This is a genomic window from Paractinoplanes abujensis, assembly GCF_014204895.1.
Lineage (GTDB): Bacteria > Actinomycetota > Actinomycetes > Mycobacteriales > Micromonosporaceae > Actinoplanes > Actinoplanes abujensis.
The window spans coordinates 7,498,828-7,524,492 of record NZ_JACHMF010000001.1 but is presented as its reverse complement, the minus strand read 5'-3'; the positions used below and the strand labels follow the sequence as shown (position 1 = coordinate 7,524,492).

The 25,665-nt window shown below is 70.6% G+C and carries 22 protein-coding genes; 7 read left to right on the top strand and 15 right to left on the bottom strand.

Annotated elements, in window-relative coordinates; all coding sequences use genetic code 11:
- Position 1: 1 nt before the first annotated feature.
- From BKA14_RS34545 to BKA14_RS34525, 5 genes are all read left to right on the top strand, one after another.
- Complete coding sequence (locus BKA14_RS34545) at positions 2-1,426, top strand: aldehyde dehydrogenase family protein (protein ID WP_184954954.1); 1,425 nt, start codon at positions 2-4, stop codon at positions 1,424-1,426.
- Entirely contained in the window at positions 1,419-2,243 is an 825-nt protein-coding gene (locus tag BKA14_RS34540) for an aldehyde dehydrogenase family protein (protein WP_184954953.1), read from the top strand. Before BKA14_RS34545 ends, BKA14_RS34540 begins: the two co-directional genes overlap by 8 nt.
- Before the next feature lie 100 nt (positions 2,244-2,343).
- The gene (locus BKA14_RS34535; RefSeq protein ID WP_184954952.1) at positions 2,344-3,231 is read left to right on the top strand and encodes a SatS C-terminal domain-containing protein; all 888 of its coding nucleotides are present in this window, start codon (positions 2,344-2,346) and stop codon (positions 3,229-3,231) included.
- A gap of 66 nt (positions 3,232-3,297) precedes the next feature.
- The gene (locus BKA14_RS34530; protein WP_239092578.1) at positions 3,298-5,592 is read left to right on the top strand and encodes a transposase; all 2,295 of its coding nucleotides are present in this window, start codon (positions 3,298-3,300) and stop codon (positions 5,590-5,592) included.
- 328 nt (positions 5,593-5,920) lie between these two features.
- Complete coding sequence (locus tag BKA14_RS34525) at positions 5,921-6,880, top strand: glycosyltransferase (RefSeq protein ID WP_184954951.1); 960 nt, start codon at positions 5,921-5,923, stop codon at positions 6,878-6,880.
- Between the two features lie 147 nt (positions 6,881-7,027).
- On the opposite strand, the gene BKA14_RS34520 is transcribed toward BKA14_RS34525, so the two are convergent.
- Positions 7,028-7,675, bottom strand: a complete 648-nt coding sequence (locus BKA14_RS34520) for a 4a-hydroxytetrahydrobiopterin dehydratase (protein WP_184954950.1) — start codon at positions 7,673-7,675, stop codon at positions 7,028-7,030.
- Between the two features lie 18 nt (positions 7,676-7,693).
- On the bottom strand, positions 7,694-8,158 hold the full coding sequence (locus BKA14_RS34515; protein ID WP_239092579.1) for an Lrp/AsnC family transcriptional regulator: 465 nt from the start codon (positions 8,156-8,158) through the stop codon (positions 7,694-7,696).
- A gap of 102 nt (positions 8,159-8,260) precedes the next feature.
- Here BKA14_RS34515 and BKA14_RS34510 point away from each other — a divergent pair, with 102 nt between their 5' ends.
- On the top strand, positions 8,261-8,719 hold the full coding sequence (locus BKA14_RS34510; RefSeq protein WP_184954949.1) for a DUF2000 domain-containing protein: 459 nt from the start codon (positions 8,261-8,263) through the stop codon (positions 8,717-8,719).
- On the opposite strand, the gene BKA14_RS34505 is transcribed toward BKA14_RS34510, so the two are convergent.
- The 6 genes from BKA14_RS34505 to BKA14_RS34480 all read right to left on the bottom strand — a co-directional run bounded on the left by BKA14_RS34505 (position 8,708) and on the right by BKA14_RS34480 (position 16,279).
- Positions 8,708-9,631, bottom strand: coding sequence for a phosphotransferase family protein (locus BKA14_RS34505; RefSeq protein ID WP_184954948.1), 924 nt, complete (start codon positions 9,629-9,631; stop codon positions 8,708-8,710). The genes BKA14_RS34510 and BKA14_RS34505 overlap by 12 nt on opposite strands.
- A gap of 74 nt (positions 9,632-9,705) precedes the next feature.
- Positions 9,706-10,293: a GTP-binding protein gene (locus tag BKA14_RS34500; RefSeq protein ID WP_133874399.1), complete on the bottom strand. Its 588-nt coding sequence runs from the start codon at positions 10,291-10,293 to the stop codon at positions 9,706-9,708.
- A gap of 1 nt (position 10,294) precedes the next feature.
- Positions 10,295-10,672 carry a DUF742 domain-containing protein gene (locus BKA14_RS34495; protein WP_169174333.1) on the bottom strand — a complete coding sequence of 126 codons (378 nt, stop codon included), beginning with the start codon at positions 10,670-10,672 and terminating at the stop codon, positions 10,295-10,297.
- A 90-nt stretch (positions 10,673-10,762) separates the two neighbouring features.
- Positions 10,763-11,167: a roadblock/LC7 domain-containing protein gene (locus BKA14_RS34490; RefSeq protein ID WP_014447580.1), complete on the bottom strand. Its 405-nt coding sequence runs from the start codon at positions 11,165-11,167 to the stop codon at positions 10,763-10,765.
- Complete coding sequence (locus BKA14_RS34485) at positions 11,164-14,769, bottom strand: sensor histidine kinase (RefSeq protein WP_184954947.1); 3,606 nt, start codon at positions 14,767-14,769, stop codon at positions 11,164-11,166. Before BKA14_RS34485 ends, BKA14_RS34490 begins: the two co-directional genes overlap by 4 nt.
- Positions 14,770-15,193: 424 nt before the next feature.
- Positions 15,194-16,279: an adenosine deaminase gene (locus tag BKA14_RS34480; RefSeq protein ID WP_184954946.1), complete on the bottom strand. Its 1,086-nt coding sequence runs from the start codon at positions 16,277-16,279 to the stop codon at positions 15,194-15,196.
- Between the two features lie 26 nt (positions 16,280-16,305).
- On the opposite strand from BKA14_RS34480, the gene BKA14_RS34475 reads away from it, so the two are divergent.
- Positions 16,306-17,106 (top strand): putative RNA methyltransferase, encoded by an 801-nt coding sequence (locus BKA14_RS34475; RefSeq protein ID WP_184954945.1) that lies wholly within the window; start codon positions 16,306-16,308, stop codon positions 17,104-17,106.
- 562 nt (positions 17,107-17,668) lie between these two features.
- Here BKA14_RS34475 and BKA14_RS34470 read toward each other — a convergent pair.
- From BKA14_RS34470 to BKA14_RS34440, 7 genes are all read right to left on the bottom strand, one after another.
- Positions 17,669-18,349, bottom strand: a complete 681-nt coding sequence (locus BKA14_RS34470; RefSeq protein ID WP_184954944.1) for a DUF4272 domain-containing protein — start codon at positions 18,347-18,349, stop codon at positions 17,669-17,671.
- Between the two features lie 6 nt (positions 18,350-18,355).
- Positions 18,356-19,633, bottom strand: a complete 1,278-nt coding sequence (locus BKA14_RS34465; RefSeq protein ID WP_184954943.1) for a thymidine phosphorylase — start codon at positions 19,631-19,633, stop codon at positions 18,356-18,358.
- Positions 19,626-20,336 carry a cytidine deaminase gene (locus BKA14_RS34460; RefSeq protein ID WP_184954942.1) on the bottom strand — a complete coding sequence of 237 codons (711 nt, stop codon included), beginning with the start codon at positions 20,334-20,336 and terminating at the stop codon, positions 19,626-19,628. Before BKA14_RS34460 ends, BKA14_RS34465 begins: the two co-directional genes overlap by 8 nt.
- A gap of 5 nt (positions 20,337-20,341) precedes the next feature.
- On the bottom strand, positions 20,342-21,610 hold the full coding sequence (locus BKA14_RS34455; RefSeq protein WP_184954941.1) for an ABC transporter permease: 1,269 nt from the start codon (positions 21,608-21,610) through the stop codon (positions 20,342-20,344).
- A 5-nt stretch (positions 21,611-21,615) separates the two neighbouring features.
- Positions 21,616-22,875, bottom strand: a complete 1,260-nt coding sequence (locus BKA14_RS34450; RefSeq protein WP_184954940.1) for an ABC transporter permease — start codon at positions 22,873-22,875, stop codon at positions 21,616-21,618.
- Complete coding sequence (locus tag BKA14_RS34445) at positions 22,872-24,383, bottom strand: ABC transporter ATP-binding protein (protein WP_260416622.1); 1,512 nt, start codon at positions 24,381-24,383, stop codon at positions 22,872-22,874. Before BKA14_RS34445 ends, BKA14_RS34450 begins: the two co-directional genes overlap by 4 nt.
- 113 nt (positions 24,384-24,496) lie before the next feature.
- Positions 24,497-25,597: a BMP family lipoprotein gene (locus tag BKA14_RS34440; protein WP_184954939.1), complete on the bottom strand. Its 1,101-nt coding sequence runs from the start codon at positions 25,595-25,597 to the stop codon at positions 24,497-24,499.
- Positions 25,598-25,665 lie beyond the last annotated feature (68 nt).

Sequence of the window (25,665 nt, the reverse complement as noted above, 5' to 3'; positions counted from 1 at the left end):
GATGCCGCTCTTCGAATACGCCCCCGCGCCCGAGTCGCGCTCGATCGTCGACATCGCCCCGTCGTACGGGCTGTTCATCGACGGCGAGTTCGGCGAGGCCAAAGACACCTTCAAGACCGTCAACCCGGCCACCGAGGAGGTGCTCTCCGAGGTCGCCCTGGCCGGGCCGGAAGACGTCGACCGCGCCGTCGCCGCCGCCCGCCGCGCCTTCGAGAGCTGGTCCGCACTGCCCGGCTCGGAGCGCGCGAAATACCTGTTCCGGATCGCCCGCATCCTGCAGGAGCGCTCCCGCGAGCTGGCCGTGCTGGAGTCGCTCGACAACGGCAAGCCGATCCGGGAGTCCCGCGACGTCGACCTGCCGCTGGTCGCCGCACACTTCTTCTACTACGCGGGCTGGGCCGACAAGCTGAAATACGCCGGCCTCGGCCCAGACCCGCGCCCGCTGGGCGTGGCCGGTCAGGTCATCCCGTGGAACTTCCCGCTGCTCATGCTGGCCTGGAAGATCGCCCCGGCGCTGGCCACGGGCAACACGGTGGTGCTCAAGCCGGCCGAGACGACCCCGCTCTCGGCGCTGTTCTTCGCCGACGTGTGCCGCCAGGCCGACCTGCCGCCGGGCGTGGTCAACATCGTGACCGGCGCCGGCGACACGGGCCGCTATCTGGTCGAGCACCCCGACGTCAACAAGGTCGCCTTCACCGGCTCGACCGAGGTGGGCCGCCAGATCGCCCGCTCGGTGGCCGGCACGGGCAAGAAGCTGACGCTCGAACTGGGCGGCAAGGCGGCCAACATCGTCTTCGACGACGCCCCGATCGACCAGGCCGTCGAGGGCATTGTCAACGGCATCTTCTTCAACCAGGGCCACGTCTGCTGCGCGGGCTCCCGGCTCCTGGTGCAGGAGTCGATCGCCACGGAGCTGCTCGACTCGCTGAAGCGGCGGATGGCAACGCTGCGGGTCGGGGATCCGCTCGACAAGAACACCGACGTCGGCGCGATCAACTCCAAGGCCCAGCTCGACCGGATTACTGAATTGTCGGAAATCGGGGCCGGCGAGGGCGCGGAACGATGGTCACCGCCCTGCGAGCTGCCCGACCGCGGCTTCTGGTTCGCGCCGACGATCTTCACCGGCGTGACCCAGGCCCACCGGATCGCCCGCGAGGAGATCTTCGGGCCGGTGCTGTCGGTGCTGACCTTCCGCACCCCGGCCGAGGCGATCGAAAAGGCCAACAACACCCCGTACGGGCTCTCGGCCGGCATCTGGAGCGAGAAGGGCTCACGGATCCTGGCCGTCGCCGACAAGCTGCGCGCCGGTGTGGTCTGGGCCAACACGTTCAACAAGTTCGACCCGACGTCGCCGTTCGGCGGTTACAAGGAATCCGGTTACGGCCGCGAGGGCGGCCGGCACGGCCTGGAGGCGTACCTTGCCTAAGTCCCCGACCCCGTCCCGCCTCGCGGTGCGGAAGACCTACAAGCTGTACGTGGCCGGGAAGTTCCCGCGCAGCGAGTCAGGACGGACCTATCTGGTGGACGGCGACAACGTGGCCCTCGCCTCCCGCAAGGACGCACGCGACGCGGTGGTGGCGGCCCGGGCGGCCCAGCCCGGGTGGGCCGGCGCCACGGCGTACAACCGGGGCCAGGTGCTCTACCGGATCGCCGAGATGCTCGAGGCCCGCCGGGCCGAGTTCAAGTCGCTGGGCGTCGCCGGGTCCGAGGTGGACGCGGCTGTCGACCGCTGGGTCTGGTACGCGGGCTGGTCCGACAAGATCGCCCAGGTGGCCGGCGGGGCCAACCCCGTGGCCGGGCCGTATTTCAACCTCTCGGCCCCCGAACCGACCGGGGTCGTCGGTGTGATCGCCCCGGGCTCACTGCTCGGCCTGGTCAGCGTGGTCGCCCCGGCCGTGGTCACCGGCAACACGGTCGTCGTCGTTGCCGTCAACCCGCAGGTCGCGATCACCCTGGGCGAGGTGCTGGCCACCTCCGACGTGCCCGGCGGGGTGGTCAACGTGCTGACCGGGCAGGCCGCCGAGATCGCGCCGTGGCTCGCCTCGCACGACGACGTGAACGCGCTCGACCTGTCCGGCGTCGACGACCCCGAGCTGGCGACCGAACTCGAACGGGCGGCCGCGGGCACCCTCAAGCGGGTCATTCGCCCCGCTTCGGGCGTTGACTACTCGGAAGACCCGGGTACAGGTGCGATGACTGCGCTTCTGGAGATCAAGACGGTCTGGCACCCGAAGGGTTTCTGATCGTTCGCACCGGACCGGTCAGTGCACTTCCAGCAACGCCCATTAGGGTGTGTCGGCAGAATCACTCGTCCCATAGGCCAGATTGATCCCGGAGGTCACCGTGACCAGCCAGTCCGACGAGCCCGAGGCGTCCGCGCCCGTGGCCGCGAAGTCCGCCGAGCAGCCGGGCGGCCTCTCCGGGCGTGCCCTCTGGGACGAGACCGGCGTCGAGCCGGTCGAGATCGCGCTGCCCGGCGGCGTCGCCCTCACCCTGCGGGCCTACCGCAAGTCGTCCACGCTGACGCCGACCGAGATCGAGGCCGACGAGGACGACCCGTTCGAGGCCCGCAAGCGCCGCGCCGCCCAGGACGACGACGAAGAGGTCATCGTCGACGAGGAGTTCCAGGCGCTGCTGGCCCAGGGCGAGGCGGACGAGGACGGCAAGGACGTCAAGGCGGCCGACGAGCCCGACCCGGCCGACTTCGAGGACGATGAGGACGAGGCCGAGGCCCAGGTGGAGGACGAGGAGGTGCCCGCCTTCCTGACCCACAAGGGCCGGTTGATCGCCTTCAAGACGCCCGAGTCGCTGGTCTCCTTCATTCGTTCGGGTGCTCCCCACGATCTCGCACAAATCGACTCCTGGGACACCCTGGCCGACCGGGTACAGTCGACCGACATCGACCCGCTGCCGGAGAACCGCTACGAGCTCGACCTCGTGGTGGAAAATCTGCGCGGCGGACACGACACATGGGACCTGCCGTTGCTGATCGCCGCGGGCGAGGTTGCGCGTGACCTCGGTCACGCCCTCCGGATCAAGCCGGTGATCTTGGCATTGGCGCCCGGATCGCCGCTTGACGACCTCGACGAGTCTCTACGCTCCGCCGAAAGCGGCGGGATGGGTGGGTTCTTCGGTCGCCGTCGATTGAAGAAAATCGGGGCACAACAGGCAAGTCTCGGCTGGCGCTCGGTAATCGGCAAGATCTCTGCAGCTGTGGACTGGCGCGACTGACCCCTCACCAGGGACCATCAATCCTTGGCCGAATGACAGCTGCCCCCTGGGGAGGAGGACGACGCCGTGGCGCTCGTGCGCGTGTACTGCGGTCTGGCGTCGGCGGATGAATCGGTGCGTGGGGCCTCGGCCGCACAACTGACCATCGCCGTGGTGGACGATGCAGGACGACTGCTCGGCGTTCACGAGATCAGCGACGACCCCGGCGGGTATGCCGAGTTCGGCTCGTTGCTCGTGGAACGGACGAGTGGATTCACCGACGCCGCGGTCGCCGCCGACAGCGACGACCACCTGGTCACCTCCCTGCTCACAGCGGCCGGGCGGCCGCTCGTGGTGGCCGACGACGACACCACCGACGATTTCGCCGAGCGGTTCGCCGACGACGACTCCGTCGAGGAGATGCAGGCGCCGCCGGCCGCGCGCCGGGCCGTCGGCCTGGCCCGGGCGCTCCAGGCGGGCGCCCTCACGGCCGGCACCCTGGCCGTGCCGCGCGACCTGGTGAGCTACAAGCCGGTCCTGGCCGCCCACGTCGCCCTGCTCAGCGGCCGGCACGCCGCCGCCATCGCCCTGCGCGAGGTGCTCCGCGAGCTTTACCCGGCCGCCCTGCGGGCCTACCCCGACCCGTCGCACCCGCTCGCTCTGGCCGTGCTGGACGCGCTGCCCGAGCCGGGCCGCCTCGGCGCCAACGGCGACTCCCAGAGCGTCGCCGAAGACGTCGCCCGCGAGCTCACCCGGGCCGGCGCCGGCACCGAGGACGAGATCATCGCGGCCGTCACCGCGCTCCACGTCGCGATCAGCGAGTCTCCGCGCCGCGGCGGAGTCAACAAGTCGCTGGCCCCCGCCGCGGGCGAGACGGTGCGTCAGGCCGTCGCCTCGGTGCGCGCCTCCGACGCCGCCTGCGCCTCCCTGATCGGCACGATCGCCGCGCGCAGCAGCACCCCCAACGGCGCTCGCCGCACCCGCCGCGCCGCCGAGCCCGCCCCCCTGCAGTCCGTCACAGGCGACGCCTCCCGGTTCGGCCGGCGCACCCGCCCCGAACCCGCGTCGACCGGCACCGGTCCGGTCACGCCGCACCCGCTGACCACACCCCCGGTCGCGCCCGACCCGGTCATGCCGCCGCCGCTGGCCCCCCGGCCCGTCTCGCAGCCCCCCGCGGCCCCCGCGGCCCGGGCCCGCAGCACCAGCGACAGCCTCGGCTCGCTGTTCCCCAACCGCGCCGCCGCCCCGGGGAACCGGCCGATCTCGACGCCGCCGCCCCCGCCGGGCATGACGCCGATCACGCCGGGCTCGCGGCCCGTGCCGGGTTCCCGCACGCCGGCCCCACCGACCGGCACGACATTCCCGGCGGCCTCGGTCTCCCCCGCCGCGTCGGCGCCGTCCTCCGGCGTCCCCAACGGCTCCAGCCCGGCCGAAAGCGGCCAGCCGTTCCGGGCCACCCTGACCAACGCGGCGATCAACAGCGCCCGCGCCGAGCGCCAGCGCACAGTCATCCCGCCGCGCCCGTCGACCCGGCCCACCTCACCGGCCGGCGAGGCCACCGACTACTCGCTGCCCATGCCCGCCCAGCGCCCCGGCGGGCAGGAAGCGCCCGAGCCCGGCTCCCGCGCCAACTGGCCGCTGATGAACAGCAGCGGCACCGACGACGCGCTGACCACGCCGGCCGCCTCAACGAGCGCGCCGCCGTCCGACGGCCGGGTGCGCCCGCCCTGGCAGGACATGCCGAAAGAGCCGCCGGCCCTGCGCCTGGTCGACTCCCAGTTGCCCAACGGCCTCGACGCCACGGCCACCGACCTGTCCGCGGCCGCCGACCCGCCGTCGCTGCGCCTCGTCGAAGGTCGCAACGGCAGCCGCCGCCCGGCAGGCCCCCCGTCGGCCACGAGCAGCAAACTGACCGCGCTCGACCGCAGCATCAACCCGCCGGTCGGCTCCGACGGCAACGACACCGACCTGCTGATCTTCGCCGCGGCCCGCTCGGCCTGGTTCACCGGCCACAGCGAGCAGTCCGACAAGCTCGACTGGACCAACCCCAACGACTCGGGCTGGCGCGCCGCCGAAAAAGCGTCCACCCCCGCGGTGGCCGCCGAAACCTCGGCCGGCCTGCCCAAGCGCGTGCCCCAGGCCAACCTGGTGCCCGGCTCCCCGCTGCGCGACGAACGCCCGCTGCGCATCGTCCGCGACGCGGCCAGCATCGCCGCCCACACCACCGGCTACTTCCGGGGCTGGCGGCGCGGTCAGGAAATCGGCGGCTTCGCCATGGGCGGACGCCCGGGCCGCGAAGCCGCGGGCGGCTGGGACTTCACCCGCGACCGCGAAGGCGCCGACGAATACCGCAACAACAACGCGGGGTATGGCTCGCGCTGATCTAAGCAGTTCCCGCTCGACCCGGTCCTGTCACTTGGGGGCCGGGTCGAACGCTTTTCCGGCGACGTCGGCCCGCCCGATGTGCAGTTATCGCCTCGGCCGCCCGGTCGCGTCGGCTTATGTAAGTGCTCACTTGGCCCGGCAGCGGGCGCCGCTGAGCTCCGCCATGCCTCTGGGAGCACTCAATCGCCAAGCCGCCCAGCGTGAGAGCGCGGCGTCCAGCAAGCCGCAATCCCAGCGAGCCGCAGGTGCGTCTCCCGAGAGGTTGTGGCAGCGAGCTGGCGTACGGGGTGGTCAGCTTTGGGGACGCAGTGCCGAATCGGAAGTTGTGAAGCCGTTCTTGGTGGGCAGCCTGATCGTGCGGGATGAGGAGTTGGAGATCGGGGGCTGTCTGGACGCCCTGGACGGAGTGGTCGATGCCGTCAGGGTGCACGACACCGGCTCTCGGGACCGTACGGCTCAGATCGCTGCAGAGCGCGGCGCAACAGTCACCCACGGCCAGTGGGCGGATGACTTCAGCAAAGCGCGCAACGACGCTCTCAACGGGTGGAGCGCTCACTGGGTGTTGACCGTGGACGCCGACCAGCGCTACGAGGGGGATCCAGCTCTGCTGCGGCGCCTTCTCGCCGAGTGCACCGCCGACGTCGTCGAGGTGGAGGTCGACAACGCGCATGACGAGTTGCCCTACACGAACACCGCGGCGCACCTGCATCGGAAGGACGCTGTGTGGTGGGAGGGCCGCGTACATGAGCGGCTTCGCGGGGTCACCGTGGCGGCTCCGCGGGCGGCGATCGTGCTCAAGCATCACGGGTATGTCGATGCGGGCCTGCGGACGGCCAAGGCCGAGCGCAACGCCGAGTTGGCCCGGCGGACGCTCGCGCAGCCGGGCAACGATCGCGAGCTGATCGCCCGTACCCTGCTTGACCTGGGCCGCAGCCTGATCGGGGCGGGGCGGCGGCAGGAGGCGGTCGACACGTTGGAGACGCTGCGCGAGTTGTTTCCGGGCACGCCGGAGTGGCTGCGGGGCACGGATTTTCTTGCGCGGCTCGTGCTGGCGGCGGGGCTGGACGACGTCTGCCTGACGTTGGTCGAGCAGATGCGGGCGGCCGGCGGCCCGGCACCGTACTGCGACTGGCTGGCCGCGCAGGCCTTGGCCCAGCTGGGTGACGTCACCACGGCGCGGCGGCTGCTGGCGGGGGTGACCGAGGTGGTCGACACCAGCGGTCGCCGACCGGATCCGCGGGTGCTGGAGGAGCTGCGCGGCCTGCTCCTAGGGTCTGTCTCGTAACTGAGGTGGCAGCGAGGCCGGGTCCAGATTTCGTCTGGTGGTGGCCCGTGGAAGCCCGGCTCCCGGGGTTGGAACCGGGCTTCCACGGGACGCCGCCAGGCGGGATCTGGGCCCTGCCGCAGCCCCGCCTCAGTTGCGAGACAGGCCCTAGTCCGCTGACCGCCTGTCCTGCCAGGTGCACAGGCACATCCGGTTGCCTTCGGGGTCGGCCAGCACCCAGAACGCGGGGGCGTGGGCGTCGCTGACCAGCGTGCCCCCGGCGGCCAGGGCGGCGTCGATGCGGGGCTGCACCTGGGCCGGGTCGAGCCACAGGTCGGGGTGCCAGCGCTGACGGTCCGGCTCGTTGCCGGAGCGCTGGAACCACACCAGGGGCAGCCGGTCGGCCGGGTCGGTCAGGTCGATGTCGTCGGCCCGCATGCCGAAGACCGCGGCCCAGAACGGTGACACCGACGTGTGGGCGGGGCTGTCGAGCGCCCATTCGATGCGGGACACGTGGTCGGCCGACGGGCGCAGGCCCAGCCCGGACGCGACCGAGGTGATCGCACGGGCCAGGCGGACGTCCCGGATCGTCACGCCGCCCTCGTCGTGGCTGCTCAGCCTGATGTCGACGGCGGAGTAGCGCAGGGTCACGTCGGGGTGGTGGTTTTGTTGCTCGGCCACCTCACCGACGGCGTTGACCAGGGCCAGCCCGGCGCTGAAGTCCTTGGTCTCGATGCTGGTCTGCAGGCCGGCCGGCACATAGACCCAGCCGTTGAGCTTCTCGGCCGCGATCTGATTGCCATCGAGCTTCGTCATGGGTTCATCGTCGCGCCTTCACTGTGACGGCGCGATCCCGTTGTTGCGAATGTGCTCGTAGACGATCGAGGTGCGCACGTCGGCCACCTCGGGGCGCTGGGTCAGCCGGTCGATGACGAACTCGTACAGGCTGTCGTTGTCGGGCACGGCCACGTGCACGATGAAGTCGTCGGTGCCGGTCGTCACGTACAGGCCGAGGGTGTCGGGCAGGGTGCTCACCCATTCGCGGAAGGCTTCGATGTTGCGGCGCGACGGGGGCCGGATCCGGATGGCGATCAGCGCCTGCACCGGCCGGCCGATCGCTTTCAGGTCGACGTCAAGGATGGCGCCGCGGATCACGCCACGCTGCCGCAACGCCCGGGTGCGGTCGAGCGCCGTGGTGGGTGAGACGCCGACGGCCGCCGCCACTTCCCGGTTGGTCTTCCGTGCATCCGACTGGAATTCCCGCAGGATCGCCTTATCTAGTTCGTCCAGGTCCGCCAATTCGGGCCTCTTTCCGAGACAAGTACGGATTGTTTGCCGCACAACCTAACAGGTGCTTAGCATTCTGTCCGTACGCCGACCAATGCACGGAGAGAGCGAACAATGATCGGATTCACCGCGGACGAGATCGACCAGAGCGCCCCGACCCGCGTGGCCCGGCTCAAGTGGGTAGTGGTGGTCGACGCCGACCTCCCGCCCGGGCGGGCCGCCAACGCCGCCATCTGCACCGCCGCGGCCACCTCGCGCGCGGTCGACGGGCTGCTGGGGGACGACGCGGTGGACGCCGACGGCCACACCCACCCGGGTCTGCCTTGGGCCGGCTGCACGGTGCTGGCGGCCGACGCCGAGACGCTGCGCACGATCCGGGCCAAGGCGGCCGCGCGCGCCGACTTCTTCGTGGCCGACATGCCCGCGGCGGCCCAGCACACCCGGGTCTACCGCGAATACCTCGACACCGTGGGCGGCACCGAGGCCGGCAAGCTCGACTACTACGCGGTCAGCGTGGTCGGGCCGCGCAACCCGGTGGACAAGCTCGTCGGGAAGCTGCCGCTACTCGGTTAGCGCCTTCCGGATGTTCCACTCGGCCAGGTCGAGCATCCACTGCCGGTCGGGGAAGTCCGTGTCGGCGATCCGCAACGGGCCCTCGATCAGGCCGATGACCTGGGCGAACCGATAGAACTCGAGGCGCGCGGGGTCCAGGTCGACAGGATCCAGTTCCCCGTACGCGTCCCCGAAGCGCAATTGCAGGAAGGCGTGCTCCCATTCGACGTCGAAGTACGTCACACCCTCGATGTCGATAAGCACTGGTTCCCCGCCCGCGGTGACGAGCACGTGGTCGGCTCCCAGTTCGCCGTGCACGAGGGCGTACTCCCGGCGGGGCGCGATCGCCGCCCGCATGGCCCGCAGCCGGTCCTCGAGCCGGGCCCGGGCCGCCGCGATGCGCTTCTCGCGGGCTGCCACTTTGCCCAGCAGGCTAAGCGCCCGGTCCAGAATCATCTCCTCCGGCGGACGGGTCTGGACCGGCTTCGCGGCCGGCATGCCCCACTCGGCGCCGAACGTCGTGTGCATCCGCCGCAGCGCCCGCCCCAGTTCGGCCAGCGGCCCGGCTGCGGCCACCGGGTCGCGCTCCATCAGCGCCTCCAGCGTCTCGCCGCCGGCGTCCTCGACCAGCGCCAGGTCGGGCCGCGCGAGCAGCACCTCCGACACCCGGACGCCCGCGGCCGCCAGCACGGCCCGGTTGGTGACGAACAGCTGGGCGCCGGACGCGTCGGTGAACGGATCGTCGGGCACGGTCTCGGCCACCGGCCAGTAGTTCTCCGACTCGGCCCACAGATAGAGGATCACCGTGCGTCCGTCGTCGAGCCGCAGCCGGTAGACGCCCTTCTTGGTGCCGCCGGTCAGTCGCTGCAGAGCGGTGACCCGCCAGTCAGGCAGAAGCTCGTTCACGGCGTCGATTGTCAGGAAGACACGCATGACGAGCGACCCTAGTCGATTTTGGACAGCACGAAGCCCCGCACCGGCTCACGGTGCGGGGCTTCGACCAAGCGTCAGGCGGGCGCTACGGCGCGGGTGCGACGCATCGTCAGCACATACTCGACCAGCGAGATGAGGACGTTCTTAGTCGACTCACGGTTACGCGCGTCGCAGCTCACCACCGGGACGTCGCTCGAGATCGCCAGAGCGTCCCGCACGTCCTGCGCGTTGTGATACTGCATGCCGTCGAAGCAGTTGATGGCCACCAGGTACGGCAGCCGCCGGTGCTCGAAGAAGTCGATCGCGGCGAAGCAGTCGGCGAGACGCCGAGTGTCCACCATCACGACGGCACCGATCGCGCCTCGCACCAGCTCGTCCCACATGAACCAGAAACGCGTCTGGCCCGGCGTGCCGAACAGATAGAGGATCAGGTCGCGGTCGATGCTGATACGCCCGAAGTCCATGGCGACGGTGGTCGTCATCTTCCCCGGAACCTGCCGGTTGTCGTCGACCCCCACACCGGCCGAGGTCATGATGGCCTCGGTGGTCAGCGGGGTGATCTCCGAGACCGAACCGACCAGCGTCGTCTTACCGACGCCGAATCCGCCGGCGATCACAATCTTCGCCGACGTCACGCGCCCCGCAGCGGGACGGTGCGACATGTCAGAGCCTGCGAAGTCCACTCAGCACCCTTTCCAGCAGTTCCGTGCCTACCGCGTCGGTCTCGTCTTCCAGCGAGGTGGGCTCGTACACCGCGACCAGGCCGTCAGAGGCCATGTCCGCGACGATCACTCGAGCCACACCGAGCGGCAGTTGCATGCGTGCCGCGATCTCGGCCAGCGACTGAACTCGGCCGCCGTCGCACATCGCCGCGATGTACTGATGCTCGCTTCCACCCTGCCCGCCACGGATGCCGGAGCGTCCGCGAACGGTTGTCTCGACCAGCGCTTCCAGCGCTATCTCAAGCTTCGGCCGGGTCCGACCACGGGTTACGGCGTACGGCCTGACCAGCGCGCCGGTCGGCTCGTCACGTTCGGGCATCGTCACCGCTCACCCCTTCCTGGACCCTTAGAAGTGTCTCTAGTTTTCAACTTTTTGAACAGCGGCCGAAGACTCCGGCCGGCTGCCCGTTCAGCCGAGGACCCCGGCCGCCGAACGCGGAGCGGGGGTCAGAGCCTCGCCGACGCGGTCGACCAGGAGGGCCATTTCGTAGCCCACCTGTCCGACGTCGCAGCTGCGCGCCGCGAGCACCGCGAAGGACGAGCCGTCCGAGATGGACATCAGGAAGAGGAACCCGTTGTCCATCTCGACCACCGTCTGCAGCACGGCGCCACCCTCGAAGCACCGCGCGGCACCCTGAGTGAGGCTCACCAGGCCGGAGGCGATGGCTGCCAATTGATCGGCGCGATCCCGGGGGAGATCCCGTGAGGCCGCCAGGAGCAGACCATCAGCGGAGACCGCGATCGCATGTGCGACGCCGGGTACGCGGTCGGCGAAGTTGGCCAGCAGCCAACCGAGATCCTGCGTAGATGTCATGCCTCATGCTCCTTGCCAGCCTGCGAGGACTGCTGCCCTCCCGGAGTCTCCTCCGGGTTGGTCGATTCGATGTTGCGACCGCGCTGCACACCCCGGTGGTAAGCGGAAAGCAGACCGCGAACACCCTCGGGGGTACGGCGCTGAACGGAGTTACCACCCCGGTCGACGCCGCCCGGTACGAGCTGCGCCATCGGGGTGCGCTTGGGCAGACCCGCCGTGGTCGTGGTGTCGACCTGCGCCTCCGCCGCCGCTTGAGCGGCCTGCCAGCCCTCGTCGGCCGCGGTCTGCCACGGGTTGGTGGCGGTGCTGCCGTTCGGGCTGGAGCCGTTCTGCGCGACGCCGTTGGCGGCGCCGACACCAACAGTAGCCGGGTCCCGGTCCCGCGACTCGGGCGAGACAGCCTGCTGCGGCACACCGATCGTGCGCGACGGCTCCCCGGTCGGGATCCGCTGCGAGCTGACCGGCTCGTCGAGACCGCCGTTGGCGGTGGGCTTGGCCTCGGCCGGACGGGCCGTGGTGAACCAGGCCGACTCGAGCTCCCGGAAGATCGGCAGCTCCATCGTCTCGTCGGCGAACTGGCCCTGACCGGCGTCGCGCTGACGGGCGGCCTGGGCCGCCGCGATCTGGGCGGCCGCGGTGGCCTGAGCCTCGGCCGCCTGCACGGTGGCCGCCTCGTGGGCCGCCTTGGCCGCGGCCGCCGCGCGCTGCGCCTCGGACTGCGGGACACCCGACGCGGGCGTCGCCGAGACCGGGGACGCCGGCGGGGCGGAGGCGGGGATCGGCGCGGTCTGCGGGTTGGTCGGACGCTCGACCTGCGGACCCTGGTCGCGCTGCTCCGGCCGGTACCGCGGGAACTCGGCGGTCATGTCGAGCGCCGCGGCCAGGCTCTCGGGCACGTGCGGTGCCTGGGGCTCGCGCTCCGGGGCAACCGGCGGCCAGGCCGGCGGTGCAGCCGAGACCGGGGCCTCGGCCGGCGGCTCGGATCCGGGCGGCGCCGAGGTCGGGCGACCACCGTAGGGCGGGGCGGAGGGCACCGGCGGCGCGGAGATCGGCGGCACCGGCGGGGCCGAGACGGGCGGGACGAACGGGTTGCGCCCCTGGGTCTCCGGGTTGGCCGGAAGCTGACGCGGGATGGTCGCGCCGAAGCCGTTGAGGTCGCCGTCCGGCCGCTGCGGCTCGCCGGTGCGGCGCTGCGGCAACCCGTCGGGGTTGCCGAAGCCCTGCGGCGACGCGGGCGGACCGGAGGAGGGCAGCGGCGGAATCGGCTCGTTGCTGCGCGGGCCGTAGAAGCCGTTGGAGCCGTTGTTGCCGGAGCCGTTGCTGCCGGAGCCGTTGCTGCCGCCGTTGAGCCCGTTGAGCGAGCCGTTGGAGCCGAAGCCGTTGGACGACGCGCCGGTCAGGTCGGACCAGGCCGGCACCGAACGACCGTTAGTGCCCAGCATGCCGCCGGTGTTCATCGGCGGGTTGGGGTCGAACGGGCGGCCGGTCGGGTAGCCACCGCGGCCACCGCCGCTTTCGAGGGCGAGCGGCTCGGGCATGCCCGGGCGGCCCTGCTCGTCGTAGCCGGCGCCGATCGGCATGCGGCCGCCGGCGACGGCGGGCTGACCCTGGCCGCCGGTGAGCACCGAGAGGGGCAGGCCGACCTCGGCCACCGTGCCGCGCTCGTTGTCGGCCGGGCGGAGCTCGACCTTGACGGCGTGCCGGTTGGCCAGCCGGGCCACCACGACCAGGCCCATCATGCGGGAGACGGCCACGTCCACCATCGGCGGGTTGGCCAGGCGCTCGTTGAGGTCGCGAAGCTGCTCGTGGCTGATGCCGATGCCGCGGTCCTCGACGGTGAGCAGCGAGCCGTCGCCCAGCCGCCGGGCCTCGACGATGACCGTCGAGTTGGGCGGGGAGAACGCGGTCGCGTTGTCGAACAGCTCGGCGACCAGGTGGACCATGTCGTTGACGGCGTGCGCCGCCACCTCGATGTCCCGGTCGATCATGCCGAACTCGATGCGCGTGTAGTGCTCGACCTCGGACTGCGCGGCGCGGAGCACGTCGATCAGGGCGGCCGGCTCGCGCTGCACGCGGGTCGAGTCGGCACCCGCGAGAACCAGGAGGTTTTCGTCGTTGCGGCGCATTCGGGTGGCCAGGTGGTCGAGCTGGAACAGCTCGGCCAGGCGGTCCGGGTCTTCCTCGCCGCGCTCCAGCCGGTCGAGGTGACCGATCAGCCGGTCGACCAGGATCTGGGACCGACGGGCCAGGTTGACGAACATCGTGGCGACCGAGGCCCGCAGGGCGGCCTGCTCGGCGGCGGTACGCACGGCCTCGAGGTGAACCGCGTTGAACGCCTCGGTCACCTGACCGAATTCGTCGCGGCTGCGCACCGGCAGCGGCTCGGCGATCTGATCGGCCACCTGGGCCGGTGTCAGTGACGCGGAGAGCTGCGGATCACGCAGCCGGCTCACGGCGTGGGGCAGACCGTACTGCGCGACCGAGAGCGCACCCTGTCGCAGCTCCCGCAGCGAACGGGCCATCGACCGGGCGACGAGCCAGGCGAACAGGATCGCCAGCAGGAGCATGCCGAGCAGCACGCTGGTCTCGATGAAGACCCGCCGGTTCACGTCGTTGCGCAGGGTGGTGGCCTCACCGACGATGTCGGCGTCCATCTTGGTCTCGAGCTTGCGGAACTCCTGGCCGTACGCGACGAACGCGTCGTCCCACTGCTTGGTGTTGAACAGGATGCGACGGTCGTTCGGACCCTGGTTGGTCGTCAGCGGCTCGGAGTAGTTCGTCGCGCCGTACTTGGCGCTCGTCTTGGCGATGTTCGTGAACCCGTCCTGGTCGGCCTTGGAGCCGACCTGGATCAGAGTGTTGCCGGCGAGGTCGAAACCGAGCTGGGCCTTCGTCAGGCTCTGGCGGAGCGCGGGGGTCAGCGCACGCTCGGCGATGATCTCGTGGCCGATGTCGCGCTGCTGGGCGACGAACTCCTTGGCCGACGCCACCGCGGCCACGGCACGCAGGTGGTCGCTCAGCTCGGTGTCACTGGCGAGCTGGGCCGCGGCGTTACGCACGGCCAGCAGGTCGCCGATCAGGTTGGTGTACGTGAGCTGAGCATCGTCCCGGGCGTCGGCCCGCTTGTTCGCGATCTGGCTGCGCTGCGCGGGCAGCTCCTCCAGGTTGCGGTCGAGGCGCAGGAGGAGGGTGCTGACGTTCTCGGGAACGTCGTCGAGCGCGGCCTTCTGCTGCGCGTACGGCACCTTGGCCGCGTCGACCTGGGCGCTCTCGGCGGCGTAGGACTCTTTCGCCTTGGCCAGGTCGGGGCTCTTGGGGTCGTCGATCGTCGTGATCATCATGCCGTAGGCGCGTTCGTTCTGCAGGTGGTCGACGAGACCACCGGCCGCCTCCGACAGCACCGAAAGGGTGCGGGCGCGCTCCGCGTTGTTGGCTTCATCGATGTGGTCGACCAGGCCGCTGACGCCGACGATGATCGTCGCCAGGGTGGGCACCAGCATGATGAGGCCAAGCTTCGACCAGATCGGCAGATCTCGCAGCCGATCGGCCGGCCGACGGAGACGCGACATGACGCCGGTCGCCGTCTTGGGGCGCTTGCTCACGTCACCGTCCTCCTGTTTCGGGCCCCGGCACTCGGCTCACCGGGCGCCACACACGGCCGACTGCCGCGTCGGGCCCCCGAGATTCCATCACGACGAGTGTCAAAGAGAAAGGGCCGCCGGACACGGACCGGTTGTGTGACGCGATGTTGCTTCCACGTCGCCGATCAATATCACGGTCGGTAGATGTGAACTTTTCTCAGTGTCACTCTGTCGGGCCGGGCCGGCGCGGGGGTACGCCGATACGACCGCGCACGATCGTAAAGGATCGCGGCAGGAGGAACGATGTCGCGGTTGCGAACGATCGGCAAGGTGAGATGCCGGATTTCGCAGTGTTTGTAGGGACCATTCTGGCCGAACGGATGATCAGTGTCGCCGAACCGGCAATGTCGCTGGCCGGAGTGCGAGATGTAACAGTCTTGTGCCGCTAGCCCATCAGCTTCGCGTACCCCGGCTTGATCAGGTCATTGATGATGGCCAGCCGTTCGTCGTACGGGATGAAAGCCGACTTCATGGCGTTGATCGTCAGCCACTGCAGGTCGCTCCAGCCCCACCCGAACGCCTCCGACAGCAGCGCCATCTCGCGGGACATCGACGTGCCGCTCATCAGCCGGTTGTCGGTGTTGACGGTGACCCGGAAGCGCAGATCGTGCAGCAGACCGATCGGATGCTCGGCGATCGAGGAAGCCGCGCCCGTCTGCACATTCGACGACGGGCACAGCTCGAGCGGGATGCGCTTGTCCCGCACGTACGCCGCGAGGCGGCCCAGCACCACGTCGCCGCCGGCCGCGGTGCCGGTGATGTCGTCGACCAGCCGCACGCCGTGACCCAGCCGGTCGGCGCCGCACCACTGGATGGCCTGCCAGATCGACGGCAGACCGAAGGCCTCACCTGCGTGGATGGTGAAGTGGAAATTCTCACGCTGGAGGTACTCGAAGGCGTCGAGGTGCCGGGTGGGCGGGAAACCGGCCTCGGCCCCGGCGATGTCGAAACCGACCACACCCGCGTCCCGGAACCGCACGGACAGCTCGGCGATCTCCTGCGAGCGGGCCGCGTGCCGCATCGCGGTCAGCAACACGCCGACCCGGATCGGGGTGCCCTGCGCGGCGGCCTCGGCAGCGCCCTCGGCGAAGCCCGCGTTGACCGCCTCGACCACCTCGTCGAGCGACAGGCCGCGCTCGAGGTGCTGCTCCGGCGCGTACCGGACCTCGGCGTAGACGACGCCGTCGGCGGCCAGGTCGAGCGCGCACTCCTTGGCCACCCGATGCAGGCCCTCCACGGTCTGCATCACCGCGACGGTGTGCGCGAACGTCTCCAGGTAGCGTTCCAGCGAGCCGGAGTCGGCCGCGGCGACGAACCACTCGCCCAGCGCGGCCGGGTCGGTGGCGGGCAACTCGTGGCCCACCCGCTCGGCCAGCTCGATGATCGTGGCGGGGCGCAGGCCACCGTCGAGATGGTCGTGCAGCAGCGCCTTCGGCGCCGGGACGATGTCGGAGAATGCGATGGCGGCCATCAGACGAGCCTAGAGGCAGGGGACCAATGATCGACGGAGCATTGCCGTACCTGCGATGCCCGCTTTGCCGGCAGGGCCTCGAACGCGTGGAACGGTCGCTCCGCTGCCCCGCCGGGCACAGCTTCGACATGGCCAAACAGGGGTACGCCGACCTCACCGCGGGCCGCATGCCGCACGTGGGCGACACCGCGGAGATGGTCGCCGACCGCGCCGAGTTCCTGAGCGCGGGCCACTACGACTTCATCGCCGACGCACTGGCCGCAGCCGTGGCAGGCGTCGCGGGCCTGATCGTCGACGCGGGCGTAGGCACCGGCCGCTACCTGGCCCGGGCGCTCGACTCGGCGCCGGCCGCGACCGGTCTGGGTCTCGACGTCTCCAAGCCGGCACTGCGCCGAGCGGCTCGATCCCACGGCCGCGCCGCGGCGGTGCTGACCGATTTGTGGCGCCCCCTGCCCCTGGCCGACGGGGTGGCCGACGTCATCCTCAATGTCTTCGCCCCTCGCAACGGCGCCGAGTTCCACCGGGTGCTCCGCCCGGACGGCGTCCTGCTGGTCGTGACTCCTGCTCCGGATCATCTGCACGAGTTGATCGCCGCCTATGGTCTGATCCAGGTCGACCCGGATAAAGAGGTGCGGGTGCATGATGCATTGAGCCCGCGCTTCGAGCCGATCGCGTCGCTGGTTCTGAGGCGCGACCTGGAATTGACCGGGGACGAGACCCGCACGTTGATCGGCATGACCCCGAGCGCCCACCACGTGCCCGACGTCCCGGCCACGCCCGGTCAGGTCACCGCCTCCGTCCAGCTGACGACGTATCGCCCGCTGTGAGGCTTTTGTCCGGCTGAGATTCGCCGCCGGTAGAAGAGCCCGGATTCCGGGCAGGTCCGGCTTCCGGGCAGGTCCGGCTTCCGGGCAGGTCCGGCCTCCGGGCGGGCCCGGCTTACAGGCGGGTCCGGGTCCGGCTTCCCGGGGCGGCCGGGCTCTGCTTCCAGGGGCCGGCTGGGCTCGGCCTACGGGCGGCTGGGATCTGCTTCCGGGGCGGCTGGGCTCGGCCTGTGGGCGGCTCGACCCCTGAGCGGCCCGACCTATGAGCGGCTGGGCTCGGCCTATGGCCGCGGGGCTCGGCCCATGAGCGGCTGGGCTCGATCGGCTGGGCTCGGCCTGTGAGCCGCTGGGCTGAGCCTACGGGCGGCCGAGCTCGGCTTCTGTGCGGTTCGAGCTAGGACTGGGTTTTGGTCTTTGGATTTTTGGGCGCAACCACTCACGCACGTCGCCGCGGCGCGATGAGCGTTCTGGACGCGTCAGCGGCCAGCTCATCGTGTCGCGGCCCCCGCGGGAGCGACGGTCCGTCACCCACCACCCCGCCGGGACATCCAGATCTTGATCTTGGTTATACGGACAAGTCCACTTCTTCCCAGTCCGCCGGCTTGTCGTGGTACGGGCCGTCGAAGACCACCGCCCACTCCAACGCCCACCTCCGCTGCCCGATCGCGTTCCCGTCGACCTCACCCGGCAGTTGCAGCCCCGCCTGCTCAGCCTCCTGAAAGGCCCAGTCGAGGCAGTAGTAGAGATCGAGCAGCACGGCCGCCTCGATCGGATCCCGCGGCGACATGAGCGACCGGGACCGCCAGTTCCCGTACGTCTCCCCCGCCGGCAGATCGGGCATCTGCGACATCAGCCGCTCCTCCGGTGGGGCGGTCGGGTCCAGGTGCCGGCTCAGTCCCAGCAGCCAGGCCAGCGCGAACACGGCGTCGTGGTGCAGCACGAACGAGCGGTGGTCGCCTTTGGCCCCGATCACGAACTGCCATTCCGGCGGGGTGACCAGGTCGACCAGGCGTGAGCCGAGCAGCCAGCTCATCGCGGCCTCGGTCGGCATGCCGAAGCAGCGAGCCACGACGACGTGCAGCACCGCGGCCCGGGCTTCGATGTCGGGGGTCGGGCGCAGCTCCACCTTGTCGCCCGGCTCCCAGATCAGCGGGAAGCCGGGCGGTGGCAGGGGCAACCCGAGGCGGGCCAGCTCGTCGAGGCTGGCCTCGCGAACGGCGCGCGGGTCGGGTGCGGCCTTCTGCATGGTGCGTCAGGCTATGCGGTCGAGCACCAAATTTGTAGAAGTAGGTCGCTCCGCACCGATGACGACCGCTTCGGCCGCCGTCGCGCGGGCCGCGGGGATCCGGAGCGGATCGTCCGCGCGCAGCTCCAGCAGCACGTCGCCGGCGCGCACCTCGTCACCCGGTTTGACCTTGAGCAGCACCCCCGCGCCAAAGCTGACCGGGTCTTCCTTGCGGGCCCGGCCGGCTCCCAGACGCCAGGCCGCAACCCCGATCCCGTACGCGTCGACCGAGCTCACGATGCCGTCGGTCGCGGCCCGCAGCACTTCGTTCTCGCGCGCCACGGGAAGCGGAGCGTCGGGGTCGCCGCCCTGGGCGCTGATCATCGCGCGCCAGGTGTCCATCGCGGCGCCGGATTCGAGCACCTTGGCCGGGTCGGCGTCGATCCCGGCCGCGGTGAGCATCTCGCGGGCCAGGGCGACAGTGAGCTCCACCACATCGGACGGTCCGCCGCCGGCCAGCACCTCGACCGACTCGGTGACTTCGAGCGCGTTGCCGACGGCGAGGCCGAGCGGAGTGCTCATGTCGGTCAGCAGCGCGATCGTGTTGACGCCGCTGTCCTGGCCCAGCCGCACCATCGTGCGGGCCAGTTCGCGGGCGGTCTCCAGGTCCTTCATGAACGCGCCGGAGCCGACCTTGACGTCGAGCACCAGCGCACCGGTGCCCTCGGCGATCTTCTTGCTCATGATCGAGCTGGCGATCAGCGGGATCGCCTCGACCGTGCCGGTGACGTCGCGCAGGGCGTAGAGCTTGCGGTCGGCCGGGGCCAGGCCGTCGCCGGCCGCGCAGATGACCGCGCCGATGTCCTGCAGCTGACGCTTGAACTCGTCGTTGCTGATCGACGCGCGCCAGCCCGGGATCGACTCCAGCTTGTCGAGGGTGCCCCCGGTGTGACCGAGACCGCGGCCGGAGAGCTGGGGCACGGCGGCCCCGCACGCGGCGACCAGCGGGGTCAGCGGCAGCGTGATCTTGTCGCCGACGCCGCCGGTGCTGTGCTTGTCGGCGGTCGGGCGGGTGACCGCGGAGAGGTCGAGCCGCTCCCCGCTCGCGATCATGGCGGCGGTCCAGCGGGCGATCTCGGCCGGCGTCATGCCGCGCAGCAGGATCGCCATGGCCAGAGCGGACATTTGCTCGTCGGCCACCTCGCCCCTGGTGTACGCGTCGACGACCCAGTCGATCTGGGCGTCGCTCAGCGCGGCGCCGTCGCGCTTGGCCCGGATCACGTCGACCGCGGCGAACTCACTCATCTTTGTCCTCCCACGTCGCCGGGATGCCCTCGGGAGCCGGCCCTTCGCCGGCCCACGCGAGCGCACCGTCGGCGTCCACGACCACGATCCGTGGCGTGCGCACGCGCCCCCACGCCACCGCTTGGGCCGCAGAGGCGAAGTTCGGACCCTCCTCGAGCACGCCCTTCTCGGCGTCGGTGTTGCCCCCGGACCGCTCCCAGTAGCACGTCCAGACAGTCTCGCCGCCGGACAGGTCGGGGTGCACGAAAACGGTGCCCCGGCCGCGCCATTTGGCCAGCTCGGCGGGGACCTCGGGGCCGGTTTTGAGGTTGTTGACCCGTTCCAGGTCCTCGAAGCCGAACGCGTGCGGCAGCAGTTCGGCCATCCGCAGCGGCCCGGTGTGCCACTCGACGAGCAGCTCGGGCCCGCCGTTCTCCCACAGCAGCTGGCGGCAGCGGCCGCACGGCATCAGCGGGTTGCCGGTGGCGTCGACGCACGAGAACGCCACCAGCCGGCCGCCACCGGTCATGTGCAGCTGGCTGACCAGCCCGCACTCGGCGCACAGACCCACGCCGTACGAGGCGTTCTCCACGTTGCAGCCGACGACCACACGGCCGTCGTCCACCAGTGCCGCCGCCCCGACCGGGAAGTCGGAATATGGCGCGTACGCGTGCCGCATGGCCTCGGTCGCCGCGGCGCGCAGACCAGCCCAGTCGATCTCCATGGAACTCAGCTTTTCACGTAGGGCACGCCGTCGGCGGCGGGCGCCCGGACCCGGCCGACCAGACCGGCCACGGCGATGATGGTGGCGATGTACGGCAGCATGTTGAGGAACTGGTTGGGCACCGGGCTGCCGACCGCGCTCAGGTAGTTCGCCAGCTTCTGGGCGAAGCCGAAGAACAGGGCCGCACCCAGCGCGCCGAACGGGGTCCACCGGCCGAAGATCAGGGCGGCCAGCGCGATGAAGCCGGCACCGGCGGTCATGTTCTTGTTGAACGCGCCGGTCGAGACGAGCGTGAAGTACGCCCCGCCGGCCCCGGCCACGACCCCGCCCAGCAGCACGTTCATGTAGCGCAGGCCGCGCACCCGGACGCCGACCGTGTCGGCCGCGGTGGGGTGCTCGCCGACGGCCCGCGTGCGCAGGCCCCAGCGGGTCCGGGTGAGGCCGAGGTGGATCACGACGACCAGGGCCAGCGCCAGCCAGACCAGCAGGTTGGTCTCGAACAGCACGGGTCCGATCACGGGGATGTCGGCCAGACCGGGGATGCGCCACTCGGGCAGCCGCGGCGGCGAGTTGTATTTCAGCGCGTCGGGCTGCATGAGCCGCTCGTACAGGAAGCCGGTGATGCCCAGGGCCAGCAGGTTGAGCACGATGCCGACGACGACCTGGTCGACCAGGAAGCGGATGGCCAGCACGGCCAGCAGCGAGGCGATGATGACGCCGCCGACGACCGCGCTGATCAGGCCGGCCCACACGCTGGTGGCCAGCGTGCCGACCAGGGCGGCGCCGAACGCGCCCATCAGGAACTGGCCCTCGATGGCCACGTTGACCACGCCCGAGCGCTCGCACAGCACGCCGGCCAGGGCGCCCAGGATGAGCGGGAGCGCGAGTTCCAGCGAGCCGCTGGCCGTGTCGACCAGCGGCAGGAACTTGCCGGCCACCTGCCAGCACAGGAACGAGAAGACGAAGGTCACGATGCCCAGTACGAGCAGCGTGGTCTGCCAGCGCGTGGCCACGCCGGCCAGCAGCGCGCCGCCGGCCGCGATCGTGACGATGCCGAACAGGATGGCGCCGAGCTGGCCGTTGATCGACAGCGCGGCGCCCTCGGCGTCCTCACTGATGGTGAAGCGGGCGGTCGCCGACTCGGCCAGCGACCCGAAGACCACGGCGGCGATCAGGCCGATGACGACCAGGGCGGCGCCCAGGCGGCGCTGCCGGTTCCAGAACCTGGTGGGCGCGGTCGCCTCGGCCAGGTCCTCCACGGTTGCGGTGGACACGCCGCTCACCAACCCTTCGCCATGGACGCGCCGAGCCGCGCGGTGCGGGCATCGCGGAGCTGGAAGATCGACTTCACCAGGGCGGGCGCCGCGATGAAGATGACGATGAGGGCCTGCAGGACGGTGACGAGTTCGAGCGAGACACCCACGTCGACCTGCATCAAGTTGCCGCCCGCGCGCAGGCCGCCGTAGAGCATCGCGGCGAACAGCACGCCCCACGGCTTGTTGCGGCCGAGCAGGGCCACCAGCAGGCCGTCGAAGCCGATGTTGCCCGCCACCTGACCGGTCAGCCGGTCGGCGGTGCCGAGCACCTGCACGGCGCCGCCGAGCCCGGCCAGGCCACCGGCCACGACCATCAACGTGATGTACGTGCGGGCCACGCTCATGCCCGCGGTCTTGGCGGCGGGCGGGTTGACGCCCACGGCGCGCAGCTCGAAGCCGAACGACGAGCGGTTGATCAGCCAGGCCACCCCGGCCGTGGCCAGCACGGCGAGCACGATGCCGAGGTGCACGCGCAGCGGGGCGGGCAGAGCGGGCAGCCCGGCGGTGGAGTCGATGGTCTTGCTGACCGCGTCGGTGCGGTCCGGGTCCTGCACGCCGTTCTGCAGGATCAGCCAGCCCAGGAAGAGCGTCGCCGTGTAGTTGAGCATGATCGTGGTGATCACCTCGTGGGCGCCGGTGCGGGCCTTGAGCAGGCCGGGCACGAAGCCCCAGAGCGCGCCACCGATCACACCGGCGGCCAGCGCGACGATCAGGTGGATGACGGGCGGCAGCCCGATGGCGAAGCCGGCTACCCCGGCGGTGACGCAGCCGATGACCGCCTGGCCCTGGGCGCCGATGTTGAACAGACCGCCGCGGAAGGCGAGCGCGACCGCCAGGCCGGTGAAGACCAGCGGGGCCGCGTAGGTGAGGGTCTCGGAGAGCGGGTTGAGCGCCGTCTTCCAGTCGCCGCTGCCGCTGAACCAGGCCTGTACGGCGGCCGGGTCGAAGATCGCGCCCTTGAACAGGTCGGCGTACGCGTGACTGATCAGGTCCCAGCTCGCGGTGAGCGCGTCGCTGGGCCGGGCGGTGAAGTAGGAGAACGTCGCGAGCACGTCGGAGTCCGAGACGACGATCAGCACCGCGCCGATGATCAGCGCCAGCAGGATCGACAGGAGGGTCACGACGACGGTGTTGGCCGACCAGAGGTTGTGCAGGAAGACGCCGAAGAACGACTCTTCTTCCTTCTTCGGCTCCGCCTTCTTTTCCGGGGCTTCGGTTGTCACTCCGTGTCCTCTGCTTGCGTCACGACGCCGGCCATGAGCAGACCGATCTCCTCACGGGGCATGTCCGGCGCGACCACGGCCAGGATCTTGCCGCGATACATCACCGCGATGCGGTCGGCCAGCCCGACCACCTCGTCCAGCTCGCTCGACACGACCAGCACGGCGGTGCCGACGTCCCGCTCGTGAACGATCTGGTTGTGGATGAACTCGATCGAGCCGACGTCCACCCCGCGGGTCGGCTGCGCGGCGATCAGCAGCTTGAGCGGGCGGGACATCTCGCGGGCGACCACAACCTTCTGCTGGTTGCCGCCGGAGAGGGTGCCGACCGTGGACTGCGGTGACGACGTGCGGATGTCGAACTGGTCCACCCGCTTCTGCGCCGACTCGTCGATAGCCTTGGGGTTGAGCTTGAACCCGTTGCCGAACGGGGCCCGGTCGTACATGTCGAGCACCAGATTCTCGGCGACGGTGAAGTCCTTGACCACGCCGTCGAGGCTGCGGTCCTCGGGCACGTAGCCGACGCCCGCGCGCAGCACCTGCTTGGTGGTGCGGCCGGCCAGGCTCTTCTCCTCGAGCTCGATCGCGCCCGCGCGGACCTCGCGCAGGCCCATGATCGCCTCGACCAGCTCGGTCTGGCCGTTGCCCTGCACACCGGCGATGCCGAGCACCTCGCCCGACCGCACCGTCAGGTCGACGCCGTCGACCGCGCGGACGCCCCGGTCGTCGTCGACCACCAGGCCGGAGACCTTGAGCACTTCGCGACCGGGCTCGGCCGGGGTCTTGGTGACCTCGAGGCTGACGTCGCGGCCGACCATGAGCGCGGCCAGCTCGTCCTCGGAGGTGTCGGGGGTGGCGGTCCCGACCGTACGGCCGCGGCGGATCACCGTGATCCGGTCGGCGATGGCTTTGACCTCGCGCAGCTTGTGGGTGATGAAGACGATCGACTTGCCGGTCTCGGCGAGCGACCGCATGACCGCGAGCAGCTCGTCGGTCTCCTGCGGGGTGAGCACGGCGGTCGGCTCGTCCAGGATGAGCAGGTCGACCTCGCGGGTCAGCGCCTTGACGATCTCGACCCGCTGCTGCGCGCCGACCGGCAGATTTTCCACCAGGGCATCGGGGTCGACCGGCAGGCCGTAGCGCTTCGACGTCTCGAGCACGTCGCGCCGGTTGCGGCGGCGGTCGAGCCAGCCGAGCGGGCCGCCACGGGTCTCCTCGGCGCCGAGCGCGATGTTCTCGGCCACGGTGAAGACGGGGACCAGCATGAAGTGCTGGTGAACCATGCCGATGCCGGCCGCGATGGCGTCGCGAGGGCTGCGGAACACCTTTTTCTCGCCGTCGACCAGGATCTCGCCCTCGTCCGGCTGGAGCAGGCCGTAGAGCTGGTTCATCAGCGTCGACTTGCCGGCGCCGTTCTCGCCCAGCAGGGCGTGCACCTCACCGGGCTCGACGGTGATGTCGATGTGGTCGTTGGCCACCAGGTCGCCGAAGCGCTTGGTGATGCCGCGCAATTCGAGTCTCAGCGGAATCTCCTAGCTTTCGGCTGTCCAGTTGAAGGGGAACCGCCGCGGAGCTGCGAAAAAACCTCGCAGCCCGCGGCGGCCGATGTTACCTATGCCGAATGTCAGGCGGGAGCGCTGGCCGACTCGACCTTGATGGTGCCGGCGATGATGTCGGCCTTGAGCTTCTCGACCTCGTCCTTCAGGGCCTGGTCGATCTTGCTGTCGAACTGGTTGTACGGCGCCAGCGAGACACCGTTGTTCTTCAGCGTGCCCAGGTAACCCGGGGTGGCGGCGAGCGGCTGACCGGTGGCGCCGGCCACGACCGCCTGCTGCACGGCGTCGGTGATGTTCTTGACCACGGTGGTCAGGAAGACGTCACAGTCCTGCGCGGCGCTCTTGCAACCGTCCTGGTCGACCCAGACGATCGAGACCTTGCCGCTGGAGCCCTTGGCGACCTCGGCCGCACCCAGGCCCGTGCCACCGGCCACCGGCATGATCACGTCGGCCCCCTGGGCGACGAACGTGCTGGCCAGCGCCTTGCCCTTGGCCGGGCTGGCGAAGTCCTCGGCGAAGCTGCCGTTCTGGCCGGCCTTGTCCCAGCCGAGCACCTGGACGTTCTTGCCCTTGGCCTTGTTGTACTGCGCGACGCCGTCGGCGAAACCGTCCATGAAGATGGTCACCGGCGGGATCTTGAGACCGCCGAAGGTGGCCACCTTGCCCGACTTGGAGTAGCCCGCGGCCAGGTAGCCGGCGAGGAACGCGGCCTCCTGCGTGGCGAACTGCATCGGGTAGACGTTCGACGCGCCCTGGATCGCGCTGTCGACGATGCCGAACTGCTGCGCCGTGTTCTGCGCCGCGACCGCCTTGGTGGAGTCGCTCATGAGGCCGCCGACCGAGAGGATGAAGTTGCACTTCTGGGTCACGAAGCCCCGCAGGTTGGGCTCGTAGTCGGCCTCGGCGGTCGACGCGACGTACTTCGGGTCGACGCCGGCGGCCTCGGTCTTGGCCGCCTGCAGCCCGGCCCAGGCGGACGCGTTGAAGGACTTGTCGTCGATGCCACCGGTGTCGGTGACCATGCAGGCCTTGTAGGCGGCGGTGGCAGCGCCGCTCGAGCCGCTGCCGGCGGGGGTCTCGTCGGGAGCGTCGCTACAGGCCGCGGCGGCGAGCGTCAGCCCACCTGCCGCGAGAATCGCAACGATCCGGTTCCCACGTACTGGGCGCAAGACGCCCTCCTTCCAACGCACACCGACACTTGTCGGTGAGTCTTCACCGCGGGAGCGTAGCCGCAGGC